Below are 19,863 nucleotides of genomic sequence, written 5' to 3'. Positions count from 1 at the left end.
ATATACCCCCCTAGTTATTTTCAAAAGATATCGTATATACGGTAGGACTTTCGATTTTTAGTTTTGCAACATTTCCATTATAGCGTCTTTTCACAATTAATGAGCCATTTTCTTCAGTAATAGATACGTCGCCATACTGTAAAACCAGATTTTTCTTTAGGGCGATAAGCTCCTTCACCTTATTGAAAAATTTCATATCCCATTTACTTTCATCCCAATCAAAGCAGCGTCTGCAATCAGGATCGTATCCGCCCTCCATTGCATGCTCGGTACCATAGTAAATACATGGTGTTCCTGGCATAAACATGGTAAGGGCCAATGCCGCCTCAAGCTTTTTCTTATCCTTTTTGCACATTGTAAAGAAGCGATCTGTGTCGTGTGAATCAAGTAGATTTAGCATCATGTAATTTACCTGCTTCATATTTCGCATCAAGATGCCGTTTAGGTGTTGTGCAGTCTTTCTGGCATCACAGCTTTCATTAGCGAAATAATCCAAGCAAATCTTCGTAAATGCGTAATTCATAATGCTATCCTGCTGGTCACCCTGAAGTGAAGGATATGCATCATGCCAGTTTTCTCCAATGATTACCGCATCACTTTTTTTTGCCTTCACTGCTCTTCTAAACATTCTCCAGAAATCGTGAGATACCTCATCGGCAACATCTAATCGCCAGCCATCAATATCTGCCACATCAATCCAGTAGGTGGCAATATCTAAAAGGAAGCTTTGAACCTCTGGATTTGCTGTATTTAATTTTGGCATGTAATCGCAGTAACCAAAGCATTCATAATTTCGTTTTTTGATATCAACCTTATCTCCGTCGATTATGAACCAGTCGAAATACTCAGAAGCTTTTCCATTTTTAATTACATCCTGGAATTGCTCCATCTTATAGCTACAATGATTGAATACTGCGTCAAGCACCACCCTGATACCCAGGCTGTGTGCCTTTTTTACCAGCTCCACAAAATCTTCATTATTTCCAAACTGTGGGTCAATCTTTTTGTAGTCGATAATATCGTATTTATGGTTGGAATCTGATAGGAAAATAGGATTGAGGTAAAGTGCCGAAATTCCTAAATCCTTCAGGTAATCCAAGCGCTTAATAATTCCTCGCAGATCCCCGCCTGCATGGCTTTTTGGAGTAGGCTTGCTGCCCCACTTCATATCGATGTAGGACATATCCTTGTTCTCGTCCCCAATGCAAAATCTGTCTATAAAAATCTGATAGAACACAGTGCCTGGCATCCAATCAACTAATGGCATGACATCATTTTCATTGATGTAAGGTAGCTGGAAGAAATTGTAATAGCTTTCTTCATAATTGTAGCTGTCTGTTAAGCCATCCTCGCTGAAGTACTGCTTTTTTCCATTTTCCTCAAGCTCGAATATGTATACAAATCGTGTGTCCCTTATCTTTAACTGAATCTCGTAATATGCAAACAGCTCGTCATCATATTTGCGAGGAACCTCTACTGTAAAACGCTCTTTCTGGTAATCGTATTTAACACCATAAATAAGCCTTACCTTAAGTCCTGCATCTGCATCTTCCTTTGCAGTTCTAAGTCTGATAACAACCTCTTCCTTTGATAATGGGAAGCAGTATCTGGATTCGGGAATGTGTAGTAATGCGTGTTTATTCATATATCTCCTTTACTCGGTGTATGTCCATGTAATCTTGTCGTATGGATTAGAATTGAAATTTTCTTTTGTTTCTTCTGTGTAGTACTGGTCTGCTTCATCATAAACATCCTCACCTGGAAAAGTTGTAAGAGTAAATGTGTATGTACCAGCTACTGCAACCTCTATGTTAGATTTTTCTGCTGGTGTATCTCCCAGACCGCCTGCATTTTTAAAGTATGTTTTGCCATCAAGCATGCCAGACTCTAGATAGCCATAGCCTCTTTGATCTGCCCATGTTTCATCTACTGCAAACTGGAACTGATCACCCTCCTGAAGTTCAACTGTGATTGTGTACTGGTTTGCCTCAGAGTTGTCCTCCTTTGTAAGCCTGTGGTCATCAGATATAACCTCACCCCAGTTAGATTCCTTTAAAAGCTCACTTTCGCCAGAGCCAACGATGGCGAAGCTTCGTGTATCCTCAACATAGCTTACAAAGCCTGCGTAAAGTGGTGTATCCTCTGTGATAGCTCTGCTAAAATCAAATTCTCTTGTAAGCTTTGGAGTTGCGAACCAGCCTACGAATGTATAGCCCTCCTTCTCAGGTGTGAAATCCTCGGCATTAGCCTTGTGATCTACTACCTTTGTATCAAGGACTGTAGTTCCATCTGAATCATAGTAGGTTACAGTGTGCTGATTTGAAGTCTCATCAGCTGTTGCTTCCACCTGTGCCTCAGCAGCAGAGCTTTCACTATTTCCACAGCCTGTCATAGCCACTGCGTTAACTCCAATACATCCTACTAATAGCATTGTCACAATTCTTTTTTTCATAATAATACCCTCCTGTTATTTAACCGTTTAAATTAATTTGTAAAAATATAAGCAAGCCCGTTTTAATGCCTGCTTAACCGTTTAAATTAATTAGATACTACACTCTTTTTTCTACACTGTCAATAGGTTGTTATTGACAATTGGAGAAAAGATTCCCATAATTGATTTATCAATCGATTAAACGGTTAAATGGAGGCAAGAAATGGCAAACAAAAAAGTTACCATCAGGGATGTTGCAAAAGAGGCGGGAGTTTCGGTAGCTACAGTTTCATACGTGGTAAATGGAAGAACTGATTTAAAAATATCTGATGAAACAAGGAAGAGAGTTTTGCAAGTAATCAATCTGCTAAACTACTCTCCTAATCAGGCTGCAAAGGCTCTGGCTTCAAAAAGAAAAAATCAGGTTGGCTTTGCTATTTCTGATACTGATTCTGTTTTAAAGGCTGCAGATGAAATGCAGGTAATGAAGACTGTTACAAAGTTCCTTGGGGATAAAAACTATGATGTGTTTTTGATTCCACCTTCACGCTTTGAAAACTACGGGCAGGCAGATGCACTTATCTGCTACGATTTAGATAAAAGCACTTTTTCTGCAATTGGCGATTGCAACTTTGCACCACTACTTGCCCTTGACTGCTACATCAACGACCCACTTTTCTTCCAGATAAATACTAATCTAGAGCGACTAAAAGCAGCCGCTAATAAGCAGTTTTCTGGGGAAAAGTATCAATATGTCCTACTGGATACAAACAATGCTGAGAAGAAAGACTTCATCTCAGATTTCTTTGAAGATGTTTTATTTGTTTCATCACCTGATGATATCAAGAAGATAAATTTAAAAAATGTTTTAGTATCAAGCGAAGCCCTATTACCATTTATACCAAAGAAATACAATATCTGCTTCGAACCAGATACCACCAAAGAAAAATTGGAACTCCTTTACACCGCCTACGAACAGGCCGCCAACAGAGTTCCAATTGAAAATCATAATCTATGTGTTTAAATATTTTATCCACTGCAGGCCCTATAGCTTTGGGACCGCGGTGGATTTTTAATCATCGTTTAAAACAGAATGAATTATATTTACATTCATAACATAATAATTCTTTCCCGGTTCTTTCAGTATGGAATTTCTGTATTAAACAAATATAATTATAATAATAATTCATTAATTTTCTCCTCTACATTTTTTATATCAAGCATCACCATATCAGACTCCATTGTAATAATCAGGTTTGTCCCAAGATAATAACCATTCTTCTCATACATCTGAAGCTTTTTAAAGTTCTTTTTAGCATAATCATTTTCAGAAACAATTCCTAAATGCTCCCAGTACAAGGTCTTTCGCTTTTTCAAATTCAATACAGCAAAATCAGGATAAACAGCGCTATTTCCTAATTCAAGAAAAGGTTCGTATTGATAGGGAATTCCATATCTATCTAAAGTATCTGCAATGATTTTTTCTGATTTCGATCTAACTAATTCACCGCGATTAGTCTTATATTTTCCCTCCACTGGAAATGTATTCTGCATTGCAGGATGCTCTGCTCGCCATTTCAATACATATTGCTCATCGTTCAGAACAATTGGATTTGTAAGCTGCTGCCTAGCTGCTGGCATTTTTTCATAAACCTTATCAATAGCATCAAAATCGTAATTAGCTATGAATTTCTCAAGTTTACCTATCTGCTTTCTAATGGTTTTGTTAACTTCAAGGTTGTAATCTCTTTGGATAATTCTGGCTACCTTCATTAAATCCTCCTTTTTCACGTATACAAGCTTTTTTGTGTCAGGATTAATGTAATAATATTGGTTACAGCCATTACTTTTGGAAACCTTTACATGTATATTGGGAAGACGCTTCCCAATTGCTACTCTCTTATCAGATTCTTTAAGGAGAAGCCTTAGTTCTTTGAGCTGTTGCTCCACATAATCTTTATTTAATACCAATAAATCACTCTTTCTATTTACAAATTTCATCCCACTACGTCTAAATCATCTACAATCGTATCGCAAGACGTAGGCAGGCCTATACTACTACGTCTAATTTATCCTTTGGGATAGAATAAGACGTAAGCTCTCTTTTGGGTGCATTTCAAACTACGTCTACGGTTCTCATAAACCTCTCCCGAGACGTAACGATAGTTTTTGACTACGTCTTAACATTTAAATTAACAAAACATAGACGTAGTACCATAAAAGCCAATAAAAAAACATCGGAAACATGCAACGAAGTGCTGCAAGAATAGTGAAAAACAAAAATAAAATAACAAAAATCTTCATTAATATAACGTTTTATGGTGTTGCTGTCAACAATTTTCTCCAAAAAAAGAAAGGCTCTGATTCATTTACGAATCAGAGCCTTAGCTCATTTATTAGTTTTAAAGCTTTTCAACCTTAATGTCCTTATATTTCCCGTAGCCCTCGTGAAGCATGTCCACATCCAGCTTGCCATCCTCGTAAGTGAAGCTGTAGAGGTTGTACTGTCCATCCAGGTACTCAAAGTCCTCGCCGTTATCCTGGTAGTGTGAACCCCAGGTGCTGTCGCCAGCTACAAGGAGAGTTACTGTGTCATAAGGCTTTTCGCCAACGTACTGGACATCTTCGTACATAGGGATGATGCTGCCTTCCTTAATGAAGATTGGAAGCACATCGATTGGGGCATCCACGATGATGTGCTGATTGCCCTGGAATTTCTTGCCATCCCAGTAGCTAATCCAATTTCCATCAGGTAGATAAACCATACGCTTGGTAGCGCCCTGCTCTACGATTGGTGCCACCAGCATGTTCTCACCGACAAGGTATTCATCGTTGAGATTGAAGGTGTTTTCATCATCCTCGTAGTGCAAAACTAAAGGTCTCATTACTGGAAGACCTGTGATTTGGCTTTCAAATAATAGGTCGTAGATGTAAGGCAAAAATCTATAGTGAAGTTTAACGTATTTTCTATAGATGTCTACAACCTCTTGACCAAAGTTCCATGGCTCCTGGTCCTTATGGCCCTTGGCGCAGTGATTTCTGAAGAAGGTTGAGAATACGGCTGCTTCTATCCATCTGCATAAAAGCTCTGGTTTGGTATCACCGCCAAAACCTCCGATGTCTGTTCCTGCAATGGTAAAGCCACTCATTCCAAGATTGCAAAGCTGAGGGATAAGCATTTGTAAATGAGGCCAAACAGATTGATTGTCTCCTGTCCATACTGCAGAATACTTCTGAGTTCCAGCATAGCAGGCTCTTGTGATAACAAGTGGACGTTTGCCTGTAAGCTCCTTCATTCCCTCGTAGGTAGCCATGCTCATGTAGTGACCGTATACATTGTGGGCCTCTGCATGATTAGTGAGTCTGTCATCCACTGAAAACTGTACATCAAGTGGAAGTGGGCCTCTAAAGCTTGCAGGCTCGTTCATATCGTTCCAGATTCCCTGCATGCCGATATCTGTAAGGAACTTGTGATTGTCTGACCACCATTTACGTACATCAGAACGTCCAAAATCTGGATAAACTGCATCACCTGGCCAAACCTCGTTTACATAAACCTCCCCATCCTTATCGTGGGCAAAGTAATCCTTTTTAATTCCTTCGTCGTAAACGCTGTAGCCCTTGTCAACCTTTACGCCTGGGTCAATAATGCAGACAGCCTTGAAGCCATCCTCGCTAAGCTCCTTTATAAGCTGGCCGGCTGGCTCGTATTCTTTATCATCCCAAGTGAATACACGGTAACCATCCATGTAATCAATGTCGTACTGAACTGTCTCGCAAGGGATTTGATTTTCTCTCATGCCCTTTGCAACACGTCTGATATCTTTAGCACTTTCGTAACCCCATCTGCACTGATGATAGCCCAGTGTCCAAAGCTGTGGAAGTGGTGCACGTCCAGTAAGATATGTGTAGTGCTCCACGATATCAGTCATGCGCTCACCTGCCATGAAATAGAAATCAAGATTACCATCATCGGCGCCATACCAGAAATATTCAGTGCTTTCCTTGCCCAGATCCATGTAGCTATGGAAGGTATTATCGAAGAACAAACCATAGGTGTAGCCGCTTCCCTTGCCAATCACAAATGGAATGGATTTGTAAAGTGCTGGCATGTTCTCGTGGTGAAGCTGCGGAATATCTGAATTCCAATTTTCATAGCAGTAGCCACGCTTATTTAAAAAGCCTGTCTTGTCGCCCATTCCATAGAACTTTTCGCTGGCATTTAGCTTGAAAAGCTGCTCAACCTCGTGGGTTTTAAATTGGTCTGCATTAAAAAGATGGCCCTCTGCAATCAAAAGATTAAGAGCTTCTTCTGATATGCCACCAAATATCTTGCGCTCTCCCTCAAAGCTTGAAAGAAGCTCATCGCCGTATCTATCTAAAAATTGGAACTTAAAATCATCCCCAATTTCAAGGGTTACTTCCTTTGTCTTGATTCTTACTCCTGCGTTTCCTTCAAGGTCTTCCACATCAAAATCTGTTGGAACAGCCACGCTGCCTTCTACAGCAACAGATTTATAATCCTTCTTCCAGATAGGAACATTAACCCTAATAATTTCATCTGTGATAATTTCCACATTCACAGCCTGCTTTTCAAACTGTAATGCTACGCAATTGTCATTTACAGTCGCTCCGGCAAACTTACCATATTCCATAAATATATCCCTCTTCCCTTAACATTTTTTCTTATTGTACACTATAAATTCTTTTTTGGAAACGTTTCCAGTAAAATTCATAAAACAAGTGCCTACCATTTTTTCACTATGATAGGCACCTATAATTAAAGCTTAGTTGTTACAAAAATATCGTAGATGGCCTTAACAGCTACTTCGAAATCCTGGTTTTCAACACCGATGATGATGTTAAGCTCGGAAGAACCCTGGTCAATCATGCGGACATTAACATGAGCATGACTTAAGGCTGCAAAAATACGACCTGCAGTACCACGTGTACTCTTCATACCACGTCCAACGACTGCGATAAGAGCAAGGTCAGATTCGATTTCGATAGAATCTGGTGAGCAGTTTCTGTGGATAGCTGAAACAACTGCCTGCTCCTTGTTGATGAATTCATCCTCATGAACAACAACTGTCATGGTATCGATACCTGATGGCATGTGCTCGATGTTGATTCCGTTGTCCTCGAAGGCTGAAAGAGCCTTACGGCAGAAGCCAACCTCTGAGTTCATAAGTGACTTTGTGATAAGTACTGTGCAGAAGCCCTTCTTACCAGCGATACCTGTGATAACGTATTCGTTGCGCTGACCTGTGCTTTCTACAATCCATGTTCCGTCATCATCTGGCTTGTTGGTGTTTTTGATGTTGATTGGAATACCTGCTGAACGAACCGGGAAGATGGCATCCTCATGAAGCACTGATGCGCCCATGTATGAAAGCTCTCGAAGCTCGCGGTATGTGATGGTCTGCATACCTACTGGATTCTTTACGATTCTTGGGTCGCAGATTAAGAAGCCTGATACGTCAGTCCAGTTTTCGTATACATCTACCTTTGCAGCGCCTGCAACGATAGAACCTGTAACATCAGAACCACCTCTAGAGAAGGTCTTTACTCTTCCATCCTTGCCACATCCGTAGAATCCAGGGATAACAGCACGTGGGTGCTCCTCTAGTGTCTTGGCCATTGCCTTTTCTGTCTTGTATGAATTAAGATGTCCTTCCTCGTTGAAGAAAATAACATCCTTTGCATCAATAAAATCGTAGCCTAAATATTCTGCCATGATTTTGCCGTTAAGATATTCGCCACGGCTTGCAAGATAGTCTAATGAAAGGTCTTCCTTGATATCAGCAGCAATCTTTTTAAAATCCTCATCAAGGCTAAAGTTTTTAAGCTCAAGCCCCTCTATAATCTCGTCATATCTAGCCTTAATAGCTGCAAGATTGGATGAAACATCCTTGCCCTTTGATGCGTCTTCGTAGGTGCCGATGAGCATGTCTGTTACCTTTGTGTCCTTGCTGTTTCTCTTACCAGGAGCTGATGGAACGACGAAAACTCTGTTTTCATCTGCTCTGATAATGTCGCCCACCTTCTTAAACTGCTTCGCATCTGCAAGTGAACTTCCGCCAAATTTTACAACCTTTTTCATTACAATTCCTCCTGATTAACTTAAAAGTACTCTATCATTATCTAAATCTTCGCCTGCTTTTGTTTTGAACCTTTCCAGCAAATCTGCTACGGAAAGTGAGGCACGTTCCTCGCCTGAAGTATCGAAAACAATACGTCCTGCATTCATCATCAGCGTCCTGTTTCCTACCTCTAAGGCCTGATGCATATTGTGGGTAACCATAAGGCAGGTGATGCCTCGTTCCTTAACAATTGATTTGGTGAGCTCTAACACCTTTTCTGCTGTGGCAGGATCAAGTGCCGCTGTGTGCTCGTCCAAAAGCAAAAGCTTTGGGGTTACAAAGGTGGCCATAAGAAGTGTCAGTGCCTGACGCTGCCCGCCTGATAGTAAACCTACCGGCTGCTTCATTCTATCCTCTAATCCCATACCAAGTAAAGCTAACTGTTCTCTGAATTTTGCCTTGTCCTTGGCGCTGATTCTTGAGAACAGCTTTCCTGTGGAATGAGATGCTCTAAGATAGGCAAGTGCCATGTTTTCTTCGATGGTCATGTGAGGTGCAGTGCCCTTTAATGGGTCCTGGAACAGATGACCGATGTCCTGGCTTCTCACATATTCCTTTTTGAAGGTGATGTCCTCTCCATCCAGATAAATATTTCCCTCATCTACAATGAAGGTGCCTGCGATAGCGTTGAACATAGTGGATTTACCAGCACCATTTGAACCTACGATAGTAGCAAAATCCCCATCAGCCAAATCTAGGCTAAGATTCTTTAGGGCTGTCTTTTCATTAACTGTGCCAGGATTGAAGGTTTTGGATATGTTATCTATTTTAAGCATTACACACCTTCCTTTCTGGCATTTCCTCTATAGTTGGCAAACTCGCGCTTTTTGAGAGCGAGCTTTCTTTTTACATAAGGTGTTGCGATTGCAACAGCTACTATTATAGCAGAAACCAGCTTCAATGCCTCGGCTGGAACTGAAAGTCTTAAAGCAATTGCTACAATAAAGCGATACAAAATGGAACCTAGGATTGTTCCAAGGATACGTCTTGGAATGCTACCCTTGTTACCAATCAAGGTCTGTCCGATGATAAGTGATGCCAGGGCGATTGTTACCATACCTGTACCGATATTAATATCTGCAGATTTCTGGTACTGAGCAATAAGGGCACCAGAAAGACCTGTCAGTGAATTTGCAATACAAAGTCCAACTGTGATTGTAAGTGTTGGATTGATGGAAGATGATTTCACCATATCAGCATTATCACCTGTGGCTCTGATGGACATTCCAAGGGTGGTGCCAAGGAACCACCAAAGAGCAACTGCAATGATAGCAACGATTGCAATTACAATTACAACCTTGTACCAATCTCCTAAAAATGTGGCGCCTAATGTATCCTTTCCAAGAGAGAATACTGTGTCGCAGCCAAAAAGATTTGCAATGGAAGAAAATCCCATTACAGCAATATTAATTGTGTATAATCCTGTGTTTACGATGATACCTGCAAGAATAGATTCTACCCCAAGTCTAGTCTGAAGAAAAGCTGTTACAAAGCCTGCACAAACACCTGCAAGCATAGCAGCAAAAAGGGCTAAAAATGGATGACCTGCAAGAGACACCATTGCGCCCACTGCACAGCCTAAAGTAAAGCATCCATCTGTAGTAAGATCTGCGATATTAAGAATTGTGAAAGAAATAAAAAGTGCCAAGGCAACTAGGGCGTATATACACCCTAGCTCCAATGCACTCATAAAAATCGAAACTGTAAAAATACTAGACATTACTCAAACTCCTCCGCTGTCTGTACTTCAACGAAGCCGTCGCACATGCTCTTGAGCTTGTCGTAATCTAGATTGATAGCAGCTGCTGTATCAGTATTTACTGTAGCTGTACCATTATCAAGAAGCTTAACTGGAAGCTCTGCTGGAGACTTGCCATCTACCAACACCTCTGCAACCATGTTAGCTGTCTCTTTTCCAAGTGTTGCGTAATTTACGCCATATCCTAAGTAAGCACCATTAAGTGCAAATGAATCAGCGCCGCAATAGTGTGGGATACCTGCATCGATGAATTTCTCATAGATAGCAAGCTCGCACTTCATGATTGTGTTATCAGTAGGAGTGAATACTGCGTCAACGCCTGCCGCAACAAGGGCATCGGCTGCAAGCATAACCTCATCATTAGAGGTTCCTGTCTTTTCTACATATTCAACACCGGCTGCATCAAGAATCTTTTTTGCCTCATTGATAGGGCCAGCTGATGCATCCTGACTCTTGTCGTAAAGAAGACCTACCTTTGAAATATCCTTATTTTGAGCAAAAATTAAATCAAAAACTGCCTCTGTATTAAGAGCATCTGAAGTACCTGTTACGTTAGCACCTGGCTTGTCATTAGATGCAACAAGACCTGCTGCCTCTGGGTCTGATACTGCTGCAAACACAACAGGAATCTGATTATCCTCTGTTGCAGACTGGCAAATCATAGCTGTAGGAGTAGCTACTGGAACAAGCACATCAACCTCATCATTGATAAGCTCGGTCACTATCTGATTGATAGTGGTGGCATCTGCCTGACCATTATAATAGTAATTACCATAATCAAATGTGCAGCCCTTCTCCTTGCCAAGCTCATCAAGCTGACTCTCCACATTTGCAACAATCTGATTCAAGGATGCATCATCTACATACTGAATAATGCCTACCTTATAGACCTTGCCATCTGCAGGAGCCTCTGTGTTTGAAGCATCTGCACCAGTATCTGTAGAAGCTGCTTTATTACCACATCCAACCATTACAGCCGAAAGAGTTAAAACCATCATTATTGAAAGCAATCTTTTCTTCATAATATCCCTCCTAACACATTCTGTTAATAAAGAATATTGTATCACAACGCTTTAACAAGTTAAAGTGTAAAATTGCCTAATAGTTATTATTCCAAAACTGAATCCTTGATGGTTATGTAGGTGCCACCATTCTCTTCGTAGGTAGCGAAGGTTCCCTTGATTACGATTGGATCACCTTCTACTGGATAGTCCGATGCTTCATATTGGCTTTCGTCCAGAAGGAATTCAAGCCCCTGAGAGCAGCACTGGGTTGCATCCTGTACCACACAGGCATAGTAAGTATTTCCTGTTTCTTCATCTGTGTAGATCGCGCAGTTTCCGTCCATCTTCACAGTCTGTCCTTCATAAGCCACTGGCTCCATCATCATATTGAAGACTTCTGAATAAACCATAGTAGATGACAGCGATGTTAAATCTACATCTACTGATGGGTCTTTTGTACTTTCTTCTAATGCTTCAACTTCCTCGCCCTCTTCTGACTGATTTTCCTCAGGAGCTACTGAAGTATTTTTAATATCCACTTCTGCTGCAGCATCATTGCCAGCTTTTCCACAGCCTGCCAACATAACCATGGCTACTATACAAAGAATTGTTAATAATCTCTTCTTCATTAATTACCCCCTGATTTTTCCAATCAAAAAACAAATACCGAATAGCACCACATCAGCGGCCACGATTGTAGAACCTACTGGCGTGCCTGCAAGGATGGAAATAAGAATTCCAAGCAGTGCGCATATCATAGAAGATACTGCCGAGAAAATTGTTACGCTCTTAAAATTTTTAAGAATGCTCATTGCAGAAAGTGCTGGGAAGATGACTAAGGCTGATATCAAAAGAGAGCCCACCAAATTCATTGCAAGGACAATGATTACAGCAATAACTGTAGCAATTAACAAATTATAAAAATTTACCTTGGTGCCTACAGCGTTAGCAAAATCCTCGTCGAAGGTTACTGCAAAAATGCGATTATATAAAAAGATAAACAGTATAGTTACGATTATGGCAAGAATTCCACAAAGCCACACATCAGTCTTTGTAAGCATCAAAATTGACATTGAGCCAAACAAAGTTGTGCACACATCACCTGATACGTTTGATGAGCTTGGGAACAGATTCATCAGCATATAACCAAATGCCAAAGCGCCAACAGAAAGCATGGCGATTGCAGCATCTCCTTTTATCTTTGTGTTCTGTCCCTTTCTAAGGAGAAGTATCGCAAATGCGATAGTGACAGGAAGAACTATTATCATTCTATTAGTCAGATTGAAAACTGTTGCGATGGCAAGGGCGCCGAAGGCTACATGTGAAAGGCCATCTCCTATGAAGGAATATCTTTTAAGCACCAGTGTAACTCCAAGCAGTGAGGAGCAAAGTGCGATAAGCACTCCCACTATCAATGCATATCTTACAAAAGGAAAGCTTAAATATTCTATTAATGTATCTAGCATGTCACTACTCCTTCATTCACATCAAAAATCTTATTTGCATACTTGCTTACATTTGCAAGGTCATGACTAATCATTATGATTGTCATGCCATCATCATTCAGCTGCTTGATTAGCTCGTACATTTCCTCCGTTACGGTTGGGTCCAGGCCTGCCACTGGCTCATCCAAAAGAATTGCCTTTTTGGTTGCGCACAATGCTCGCGCCAACAATACTCGCTGCTGCTGACCACCTGAAAGCTCACGATAACATCTGTTTTTCAGCTTCTCTATTCCCATCTTTTTGATATTAGAAAGAGCCAGCTTCTTTTGCTCCTTTGTGTAGAAAAATCTTTTGCCCAAGCTATTTTGGCAACCTGAAAGTACGATTTCAAACACTGATGCCGGAAAATCCTTCTGTGCCACCGACTGCTGAGGCAAATAGCCAATTTCATTTTTCATAAGCCCATCACCAAATTCTATGGTGCCCGAAACTGGGTTCTGCAAACCTAGAATTGTCTTCATCATTGTGGTTTTGCCAGAGCCGTTTTCTCCTACTATGCAAAAGTAGTCTCCCGCTTCTATTTCAAAATTGATGTGGTCTAGAACTGCCTGGTTGTCATAACCCACAGCAAGTTCCTTCGCTGTTAATACTGCCATAATGTCTCCTATTACTCTAGTCCGCCAGATACTGAGACTATTTTAAGTGTTTCATGCTCCCGCAGGGCACCCTCCATACCTAACCATGGGAGCCCGCCGGCGTGGGCCCCCACCCATGGTCAGGCATGGCGCCCCCCTGCTCGCGCTTGCCAAGGTTATGTATAGTCTCAGTATCAGGCTCATCTAAATTTGTTAGATTTCAATTACTATAGTATTTCTAGTTTAACGCTTCGGTTAATACGTTTAGATTGTTTTTCATGATGCTTAAATATGTTACGCCGTTTTCGTAGTCTGCGGATGTTGTAGACTGCATGGAATCCATGGCTAGGATATTAGCGTCTTTTGAATTCGTATTTGCGATAATGGTGTCGGCGATTTTGTTGTCTGAGTTTTCGATAGTAAGGACTGTCTTAAGGCCAAGCTCGTCTACTTTTTCTGCAAGGAATTTGATTGTTTCGAAGCTTGCTTCTGTTTCTGCCGAGCAGCCTACGAATGCTGCAAAGTAATCAAGGCCATAATCGTCTACCATATATCTGAATGGGAAGCGGTCGCCAAATAATACTGTCTTTGTTGTTGCACCGTCTACCATGTCTCTATATTCATTATCAAGGTTTTTGATTTCGTTTACGTAGGCATCTGCATTTGCTGCGAAGGTGCTGGCATTTGCTGTGTCAATTTCTGACATTGCAGCTTCAATAGCATCTACACATACTGCTGCATTCTTAAGAGAAAGCCATACGTGCTCGTCATACTCAACCTCTTCCTCGCCTTCTTCTTCCTCTTCTTCAGCCTGCATACCCTCTACAACTTCCTCTTCCTTAATGCTATCCTTAAGCACTTCCATAAGGTTGATTACCTTCTGATTTGGGTTTACAGCTGTCTTTATAGCATCCTCTGCCCACTCATCAGACTCGCCACCAACATATATGAATAAATCACATGTAGCAATAGTCTTAATGTCCTCTGCTGTAGGCTGATAGTTGTGAAGGTCTGCACCGTTATCAAGCAGATTAGTAACCTCTACTCCTGCTGCATCCCCTGCTATTTCCTTTACCCAATCGTACTCTGGGAAGATGGTAGTGACAATAGATATGCCATCCTTTGAAGCATCTGATGCTACAACATCAGCGCTATTTGTGCCACAACCTGCAAAAGCTCCCATCATAAATACAGTAGCTGCCATTAAACCTATTAAATTTTTAATTTTCATCTTTAATTAATCCTTTCGTGTCTATAAAAAAATATAGGTTTTTGTTTTTCATCAGAAAAACAAGAACCGGACATAGACCAATATTTTCTGAAAGAAAATATTGCTTGGCGAAGCCAAGTTCTTGTGGGCTTTTTCCTTAAGTAGCCCACAAGAAGTCATACCAAAATAAAACCTTATAAAATTTATAAAATATAGACCTTTTTAAGAATCAATTCTTACCTTTTGGGATACTAAACTAGCCTGAACAGGCTGGCTTTGAATAAAGCCTTCAATATCCTTCATTGCAAATGCAATTACATAAACTACTGCTGCAACTACAAGACCAGCACCAATGCTTTTGATATTGCTTTCGCACTGCTCCAAAACAAGACATATTGGGCAGTGTGCTTCATCATCACAATGATGTACGGCATGCTCTGCAATGAAGACAGTAGAAAAGAGCATAACAAGAACAGTAGCTGCAATAGCTACTAGCGCAAGGATTCTATTGTTATTCCTTAGCTTTAACATACTCTCTCCTTAAATAAATCTTAAATACCCTGTCATAATAATTGCTTTGGTTCGATTTGTCAAACCCAAAGGACTTATGAATAAAAAATGAAAAAATAGTGAATTGCCGCATGATTATTCTTAAATCTACTATAATAATCTTATATTGTGGTGTAATGTAAACTTTATAACGAAACCCTATTGAGAGGAGGCTCTTTTATGTACGAATATATTACTATTGAACGTAAATATGGAAGTGGCGGCCATAATATTGCTGATAAGCTGGCTAAACGTCTTGGTTACCGCTTATATGACCGTGGTGTGGTAGTTGAAACCTGTAAGCGCATGGGGCTTTCCTATGATCAGGTATCAGGCATGGATGAGCAGACTCCTATTAAACCAATCTTCAAGGCTCCTGGCAACGAGCACCTTTCAATGGAGGAGCAGATTTATAATACAGAGGTTGAGATTATCCGTGAGGCTGCTGAACAGCCTGGTTGTGTATTTGTGGGAAGATGTGCCAGCGAAATTCTTAAAGATAAAAAATGCTTAAAGGTTTTCATTACAGCTGATGATGATTACAGACTGGATCGTTCTATCACTGTAGAAAAGAATGAAAAAGATAAAGCCGAAGAGGTAATGAAGAAATTCGACAAGAAACGTGAGAAATTCTTCACCACACACTCCGGCGGAAAATGGGGCTCACCTGACTACTTCGACATTGTAATCAATTCTACTAACCTTAGTGAGGATGACTGTGTAGCACTCTTAGAAGCCCTAGCTAAATAATAAACTGTTAATTAATAAAGAGGTTTATATTTAATGACAATATAAAGGAACATTATCTTATTTAAACATCTAAGATAATGTTCCTTTTATCATTTGTCACTTATATCTATTGCAGTTAAGTGAAAAACAGATGAATTCATAATTCACTTATCTCACAATCGCTTAAAAGTTAAGTGTATTAAACAAAATAAAAATTTCACTTATAAATGCAAAATCCTGTTAAGTGTATTAAAAAATAAATATTATAAACTTAACTTTTTAGTTGTAACTTTTGAATTTCTTAAGTTTATTTCCTTCATAATAGATTTAAACTTATAAAGCTCAATCACCTTATTAAGTGAAAATATAGTTTTCAGAAATAAACTTAATTATACATAAATATTTTTAAGCTTTTTGAAGTGAATTTTTATTTTTCTTATATTCACTTAACACACTTTCCATTTTTTAAGTGGGATATCAACTATTCCAATTTTCACTTAACAAAAAACTCTATTTATCAGTGTTATTGCATCCAATTCAAAAAATAATCAGGCTCTAGCTTAAATTCAGCATAGAAATTATCCTAATATATCAATATACTCGCCTGCTAATGCTTTGTTCATGCTGCGGACTGCACAGAATTTGCCGCACATAGAGCAGGTATCATCAAATTCTGGTGAACGGTCGGCGCGGATGGCTTGAGCAGTTTCAGAATCCAGCGAGCATTCCCACTGCTTATCCCAATCGAAGCATTGTCTGGCCTCTGCCATAGCATTATCCTGATCCATTGCGTGAGGAATATGCTTTGCAATATCTGCAGCATGAGCTGCTATTTTTGAGGCAATGATTCCCTGCTTTACATCTTCTACATTAGGAAGTGCCAAATGCTCGGCTGGTGTTACGTAGCAAAGGAAGGCTGCGCCGTTTTGAGCTGCGATGGCACCACCGATAGCTGATGTGATATGGTCGTAGCCTGGTGCAATATCTGTTACGATTGGTCCAAGTACATAAAAAGGTGCTCCCATACAAATCTTCTGCTGAATCTTCATGTTTGCAGCAATTTCGTCCATTGGCATATGCCCTGGGCCTTCAACCATTACCTGGACATCCTTTTCCCAGGCACGCTTTGTAAGCTCACCAAGTCTAACCAATTCCTCTATCTGGCATACATCAGATGCATCTGCAAGACAACCTGGACGGCATGCGTCACCAAGAGAAATTGTCACATCATACTCACGACAGATGTCTAGTATTTCATCATAATATTCGTAGAAAGGATTCTCCTCACCTGTCATGCACATCCATGCAAATACAAGTGAACCGCCACGTGATACGATGTTCATTTTTCTTTTGTGCTTCTTGATTTGGTCGATGGTTTTGCGTGTGATTCCGCAGTGAAGGGTGACAAAATCAACTCCATCCTGAGCGTGAAGTCGAACCACATCAATGAAATCCTTGGCGGTAAGTGTGGCCAAATCGCGCTGATAATGTATTACGCTGTCATAGATTGGCACGGTTCCAAGCATGGCAGGACATTCCTCTACAAGCTTTTTTCTGAAAGGCTGTGTGTTGCCGTGGCTGGACAAATCCATAATCGCCTCTGCCCCCATATCCACAGCTGCCATAACCTTTTCCATTTCAATATTGTAATCCTTGCAGTCACGTGATACGCCAAGGTTTACGTTGATTTTTGTGCGAAGCATACTGCCAACGCCCTCTGGATTTATGCACTTGTGATTGATATTTGCAGGAATTGCCACCTGGCCCTTTGCCACCAAATCACGAATTTCCTCTGGTGTGCGGTATTCCTTTAGAGCAACCTGCTTCATTTCAGGTGTAATAATCCCCTGACGGGCAGCGTCCATTTGTGTTTTATAATTTCTCATTAATCTTTCTCCTTCTCTTATGAAACGTATATATAATCGTTGAAAACTGGCTGTAGGCCTTCATCTGCAATGTCTGAATACATTTTTATCAGGCTTCTGCCGTCAGATATTTCAAACTGCTCATCTCCTGATTTGTCATCGGATTCCTTGCCAGTATATTTTTCCTCGTGGTCGCCGATTCCTGTGGAAACCCCTGCAGAAACCTTTGTGGCTGCAATCTTGACGATTCCATTTCTGAATTCTGCTGTCTCTCTGGATGAAACGGTGATTCCTACAAATGGCAAAAAGATTCGATATGCGCAAAGTATCTGGCAAAGCTGTCTTTCCCCAACATCCAACGGATTTATAGTTTCGTTGTTGATAATTGGCCTTAATCTTGGGCAAGACAAAGACATTTCTGCATAAGGATATTTACGCTGTAAAAAGTAAACGTGTAGTGCTGATGCAAGGGCGTCCTTTCTAAAATCTGAAAGGCCTAAAAGGGCTGAAAAGGCAACCCCTCGCATGCCTCCCATCAATGCTCTCTCCTGAGCATCAAATCTGTATGGCCATACACGCTTATTTCCTGCCAGATGTAGTGTCTCATACTTTTTGGTGTCGTAGGTTTCCTGAAAAACAGTTACATAATCAACACCACATTCATGCAAATATTTGTAATCCTCTACATTTACAGGATAGATTTCGATGCCCACCATCCTAAAATATTTTCGTGCAATCTTACATGCCTCGCCGATATATTTCACATCTGATTTGGCTGGGCTTTCACCTGTCAGGATAAGAATTTCTTCCATGCCACTGTCGGCAATTACCTTCATTTCGTGCTCAATCTGCTCCATTGAAAGCTTCAAACGATTGATTTTGTTGTAGCAGTTGAAGCCACAGTATACGCAGTAGTTTTCACAATAATTTGCTATGTAAAGTGGCGTGAAAAGATATACCGTATTTCCGAAGTGCTTGCTGGTCTCAAGCTTTGCCTTTGCTGCCATCTGCTCCAAAAATGGCTCTGCCGCTGGTGAAAGAAGAGCCTTGAAGTCTTCTATTGTGCATTTATCCTTGGCTAATGCTCGTCTTACATCTGCTGCTGTGTATTTGGTGTAATCGTAGGCTTCCATTTCTGCCATCACGTTTTTGCATACATCAGATTCGATTACATCCATCCCTGGCAAATATTTCATGTGGTCGATTCTGCAGCTTGGGTCCGACTCCAGCTGATGCTTTCTTTTTAGGGCTGTTTCTGTCAGCTCATCTGAATCTATTAAAAAATTATTCTCCATGACTGCCTCCTAGTGCAAAAATCCTGTTAAAGGATCAGATGCTGATGCTCCACGTGTAAGAACTCTGCCAAGCCCTGCGAGATAAGCATTTCTTCCTGCTTCGATAGCTGATTTAAAGGCTGATGCCATCAGTGGAAGATTTCCTGCTGTAGCAAGTGCAGTATTTGCCATGATGGCTGCCGCTCCCATTTCCATGGCCTCGCAGGCCTGAGATGGAGCGCCAATTCCTGCATCTACAATGATTGGCAAATCAATCTCGTCTATCAAAATCTGAATAAATTCCTTTGTTGCAAGTCCTTTGTTAGAGCCGATTGGCGAAGCAAGTGGCATTACCGCTGCAGCCCCTACATTTACAAGCTCTCTTGCCACATTCAAATCTGGATACATGTAAGGCAATACCACAAAACCTTCCTTTGCCAAAATTTCTGTGGCCTTGATGGTCTCATAATTGTCTGGTAAAAGATATTTGCTATCTCGCATAATTTCGATTTTTACAAAATCACCGCAGCCCAATTCTCTTGCCAGTCTGGCTATTCTTACTGCCTCTTTAGCATCTCTTGCGCCGCTTGTATTTGGAAGGAGGGTTACGTTCTTTGGAATATAATCCAAAATGTTTTCCTCATCCTTTGTATTAGTACGTCGCACTGCAAGTGTTATTATCTCTGCCCCTGCATCCTTCACTGCTGCCTCAATCAGCTTCATCGAATATTTTCCTGAGCCCAAAATAAATCTTGAGTTAAATTCTTTGCCACCAATTACCAGTTTGTCGTTTTCCATTTTTTTCATCCTTTCACACTT

Annotated in this window: 18 protein-coding genes; 2 read left to right on the top strand and 16 right to left on the bottom strand. The window is 40.6% G+C overall.

Features of this window, described 5'->3' with window-relative positions:
* Nucleotides 1–10: 10 nt before the first annotated feature.
* A complete protein-coding gene (locus BM097_RS04595) occupies nucleotides 11–1,645 on the bottom strand; it encodes a glycoside hydrolase family 13 protein (RefSeq protein WP_090546360.1) in 1,635 nt (544 codons plus the stop codon).
* A 9-nt stretch (nucleotides 1,646–1,654) separates the two neighbouring features.
* Entirely contained in the window at nucleotides 1,655–2,452 is a 798-nt protein-coding gene (locus tag BM097_RS04590) for an InlB B-repeat-containing protein (protein WP_090546358.1), read from the bottom strand.
* Between the two features lie 202 nt (nucleotides 2,453–2,654).
* Here BM097_RS04590 and BM097_RS16640 point away from each other — a divergent pair, with 202 nt between their 5' ends.
* Nucleotides 2,655–3,455, top strand: a complete 801-nt coding sequence (locus tag BM097_RS16640) for a LacI family DNA-binding transcriptional regulator (RefSeq protein WP_090546356.1) — start codon at nucleotides 2,655–2,657, stop codon at nucleotides 3,453–3,455.
* 149 nt (nucleotides 3,456–3,604) lie between these two features.
* On the opposite strand, the gene BM097_RS04580 is transcribed toward BM097_RS16640, so the two are convergent.
* The 11 genes from BM097_RS04580 to BM097_RS04530 all read right to left on the bottom strand — a co-directional run bounded on the left by BM097_RS04580 (nucleotide 3,605) and on the right by BM097_RS04530 (nucleotide 15,158).
* Entirely contained in the window at nucleotides 3,605–4,432 is an 828-nt protein-coding gene (locus BM097_RS04580) for a hypothetical protein (RefSeq protein WP_090546354.1), read from the bottom strand.
* 401 nt (nucleotides 4,433–4,833) lie between these two features.
* Nucleotides 4,834–7,086 (bottom strand): glycoside hydrolase family 31 protein, encoded by a 2,253-nt coding sequence (locus BM097_RS04575; RefSeq protein ID WP_090546352.1) that lies wholly within the window; start codon nucleotides 7,084–7,086, stop codon nucleotides 4,834–4,836.
* Between the two features lie 125 nt (nucleotides 7,087–7,211).
* Complete coding sequence (locus BM097_RS04570) at nucleotides 7,212–8,534, bottom strand: aspartate kinase (RefSeq protein ID WP_090546350.1); 1,323 nt, start codon at nucleotides 8,532–8,534, stop codon at nucleotides 7,212–7,214.
* Nucleotides 8,535–8,549: 15 nt separating this feature from the next.
* Entirely contained in the window at nucleotides 8,550–9,350 is an 801-nt protein-coding gene (locus tag BM097_RS04565) for an ABC transporter ATP-binding protein (RefSeq protein ID WP_090546348.1), read from the bottom strand.
* Entirely contained in the window at nucleotides 9,350–10,294 is a 945-nt protein-coding gene (locus tag BM097_RS04560; RefSeq protein WP_090546346.1) for an ABC transporter permease, read from the bottom strand. The genes BM097_RS04565 and BM097_RS04560 overlap by 1 nt, the downstream gene beginning before the upstream one ends.
* The gene (locus BM097_RS04555) at nucleotides 10,294–11,355 is read right to left on the bottom strand and encodes an ABC transporter substrate-binding protein (RefSeq protein WP_090546344.1); all 1,062 of its coding nucleotides are present in this window, start codon (nucleotides 11,353–11,355) and stop codon (nucleotides 10,294–10,296) included. The genes BM097_RS04560 and BM097_RS04555 overlap by 1 nt, the downstream gene beginning before the upstream one ends.
* 86 nt (nucleotides 11,356–11,441) lie before the next feature.
* Nucleotides 11,442–11,966, bottom strand: coding sequence for a hypothetical protein (locus BM097_RS04550; RefSeq protein WP_090546342.1), 525 nt, complete (start codon nucleotides 11,964–11,966; stop codon nucleotides 11,442–11,444).
* A gap of 3 nt (nucleotides 11,967–11,969) precedes the next feature.
* On the bottom strand, nucleotides 11,970–12,803 hold the full coding sequence (locus BM097_RS04545; protein WP_090546341.1) for a metal ABC transporter permease: 834 nt from the start codon (nucleotides 12,801–12,803) through the stop codon (nucleotides 11,970–11,972).
* Entirely contained in the window at nucleotides 12,797–13,438 is a 642-nt protein-coding gene (locus BM097_RS04540) for a metal ABC transporter ATP-binding protein (protein WP_090546339.1), read from the bottom strand. The genes BM097_RS04545 and BM097_RS04540 overlap by 7 nt, the downstream gene beginning before the upstream one ends.
* A 217-nt stretch (nucleotides 13,439–13,655) precedes the next feature.
* A complete protein-coding gene (locus tag BM097_RS04535; RefSeq protein WP_090546337.1) occupies nucleotides 13,656–14,648 on the bottom strand; it encodes a metal ABC transporter substrate-binding protein in 993 nt (330 codons plus the stop codon).
* Nucleotides 14,649–14,849: 201 nt separating this feature from the next.
* Nucleotides 14,850–15,158 (bottom strand): hypothetical protein, encoded by a 309-nt coding sequence (locus BM097_RS04530; protein WP_090546334.1) that lies wholly within the window; start codon nucleotides 15,156–15,158, stop codon nucleotides 14,850–14,852.
* A 198-nt stretch (nucleotides 15,159–15,356) separates the two neighbouring features.
* Here BM097_RS04530 and BM097_RS04525 point away from each other — a divergent pair, with 198 nt between their 5' ends.
* Nucleotides 15,357–15,926: a cytidylate kinase-like family protein gene (locus BM097_RS04525; protein ID WP_090546332.1), complete on the top strand. Its 570-nt coding sequence runs from the start codon at nucleotides 15,357–15,359 to the stop codon at nucleotides 15,924–15,926.
* A 557-nt stretch (nucleotides 15,927–16,483) separates the two neighbouring features.
* Here the strand turns inward: BM097_RS04525 and thiC are convergent.
* The 3 genes from thiC to BM097_RS04510 are packed head-to-tail and all read right to left on the bottom strand — an operon-like array spanning nucleotide 16,484 to nucleotide 19,842.
* Complete coding sequence (gene thiC / locus BM097_RS04520; protein ID WP_090546329.1) at nucleotides 16,484–17,791, bottom strand: phosphomethylpyrimidine synthase ThiC; 1,308 nt, start codon at nucleotides 17,789–17,791, stop codon at nucleotides 16,484–16,486.
* Nucleotides 17,792–17,808: 17 nt separating this feature from the next.
* Complete coding sequence (thiH, locus tag BM097_RS04515) at nucleotides 17,809–19,065, bottom strand: 2-iminoacetate synthase ThiH (RefSeq protein ID WP_090546324.1); 1,257 nt, start codon at nucleotides 19,063–19,065, stop codon at nucleotides 17,809–17,811.
* A gap of 9 nt (nucleotides 19,066–19,074) precedes the next feature.
* The gene (locus BM097_RS04510) at nucleotides 19,075–19,842 is read right to left on the bottom strand and encodes a thiazole synthase (RefSeq protein WP_090546452.1); all 768 of its coding nucleotides are present in this window, start codon (nucleotides 19,840–19,842) and stop codon (nucleotides 19,075–19,077) included.
* Nucleotides 19,843–19,863: the final 21 nt, after the last annotated feature.

Origin of the sequence: Pseudobutyrivibrio sp. OR37 (assembly GCF_900113655.1) — a bacterium.
Lineage (GTDB): Bacteria > Bacillota > Clostridia > Lachnospirales > Lachnospiraceae > Pseudobutyrivibrio.
The sequence above is the reverse complement of the archived record's forward strand: the minus strand, read 5'-3'. Positions and strand labels throughout refer to the sequence as shown.